Annotated in this window: 3 protein-coding genes; 2 read left to right on the top strand and 1 reads right to left on the bottom strand. The window is 44.8% G+C overall.

The features are described 5' to 3' along the window. The coding region (locus F6K38_RS06985) for a Uma2 family endonuclease (RefSeq protein ID WP_287356363.1) at window positions 1–310 on the top strand (310 nt) is incomplete at its 5' end. A gap of 311 nt (window positions 311–621) precedes the next feature. Here F6K38_RS06985 and F6K38_RS06980 read toward each other — a convergent pair. Then, window positions 622–1143, bottom strand: coding sequence for a hypothetical protein (locus F6K38_RS06980; protein ID WP_008185148.1), 522 nt, complete (start codon window positions 1141–1143; stop codon window positions 622–624). A 130-nt stretch (window positions 1144–1273) separates the two neighbouring features. On the opposite strand from F6K38_RS06980, the gene F6K38_RS06975 reads away from it, so the two are divergent. Further along, window positions 1274–1705, top strand: a 432-nt coding sequence (locus tag F6K38_RS06975; RefSeq protein WP_287356361.1) for a Uma2 family endonuclease, incomplete at its 3' end; no start/stop codon positions are given.

The raw sequence follows: 1705 nt of genomic DNA, 5'->3' as shown, positions 1-1705 counted from the left end.
TGCCTGTTGGGTGAGCGCAGAACGTTGGCAGGCACTTACTCCAGAACAAAAAGGAACCTTTGCTAATATCTGCCCGGATTTTGTGGTTGAGTTACGGTCTAGCTCAGATCGGGTTCAGTCTCTGGAAGCTAAAATGACGGAGTATATCGACAATGGGGCGAGACTGGGCTGGTTAATTGATCCACAGCAGCGATTGGTGGAAATTTATCGACCGGGTTTGGCAGTGGAAGTGTTGGAAAATCCGGCTGAGTTGTCGGGGGAAGAGGTGTTACCGGGTTTTGTGTTGGATTTGCGTCGGGTGTGGGATTGAAAAGACCTCTTGCATAAGTCTCATAAACCGTGGGTTTTGACAAGGCAATAGGCAATAGGCAATAGGCAAAAGGGATAGATTTTGATTTGATATTTATTTTTGCAAGAGGTCTAAAACTGAAATGCCATCGCCTTTGGCGGGCTCTTCGAGCCATCGCACTATAGTATTTCTATTTGAGTTGTGAACAGAATCTCTTCGGGAAAGGCAAGAGGCATGCATACAAGAGGCAAGAGGTAATCAAGTAGCGATGCAGTGCTTTTTACAATTAATTATCAAACGCTGTATCATTCTCACACATCAGTCCAGACACCCTAAAAGGGTTCACGCTCCCAAGTTGTAGTAATACCCAACGTCTCAAAGGAATTTTCTACCAGAGTTCGGAAATCCTTACTATAGCCACCAAACAGATGAACTCGTGGTTTTCGACCTGGAAAGTAGGGAGCATACAGAAGCACTTTAGTGCCGTCCTTCCAGACTTTAACGTGTTTGACCTCGATTACATAATCATCAGTTAACAAATCAACGTAGCCAACTGGTGACTCCACCTCACGCTCTCCACCTTCTCGCTCTTGAAGGATAGCTTGAATCATCCTTTCATCTTCATAAGACTGACCGGTATATTTTTTCTCGGCAAGAGGTTGTGGAATAGGTTCTCCAGAGGCTTCCATATCTTCGAGCACTTCTGCGACTAAATTAGTAATGCCTTGTAAGGCAGCAAAACCAGATGTGTCAAGGTGAGATAGACTGGGAAATTCTGCACACAATCCTACAAAATCTCCGTCTTCTTTTGACCATTTGATGCTATAAGTGTAGTGTTGGGGATTAACTTTCATTACTCTGCTCCAACTTATCAATAGTTTTTAATACTTGACAACTTGATAAACTTTAGCATTTCCACTCTTTTCGTTTTGAATATTGACACGAGGATTTCCTTCCCACGGGGTATTATAAACAGAGGTCAAGATGATACAAACACCTGCGAGTCCAGAAACCGAAACTCTATTGATTGAGTTGCCTAGGACAATCGGGTTGTACGTCACCCAGGAACAGTTTGCAGCCCTCGCAGCAGCTAACCGCGACTTGAGACTGGAAAGAACGGCACTTGGAGAGTTAATTGTGAACCCACCAACAGGCTGGAAAACTGGAAAGCTAAATTGGAGTATTTCTGGAGAGTTGTATTTGTGGTGGCGTAATGCAGGGGAACCGGGTAAAGCTTTTGACTCCTCCACTGGCTTCATTTTACCTAATGGTGCCACTCGTTCTCCCGATGCCTGTTGGGTGAGCGCAGAACGTTGGCAGGCACTTACTCCAGAACAAAAAGGAACCTTTGCTAATATCTGCCCGGATTTTGTGGTTGAGTTACGGTCTAGCTCAGATCGGGTTCAGTCTCTGGAA

Source organism: Moorena sp. SIO3B2, from assembly GCF_010692525.1.
Lineage (GTDB): Bacteria > Cyanobacteriota > Cyanobacteriia > Cyanobacteriales > Coleofasciculaceae > Moorena > Moorena producens.
The sequence above is the reverse complement of the archived record's forward strand: the minus strand, read 5'-3'. Positions and strand labels throughout refer to the sequence as shown.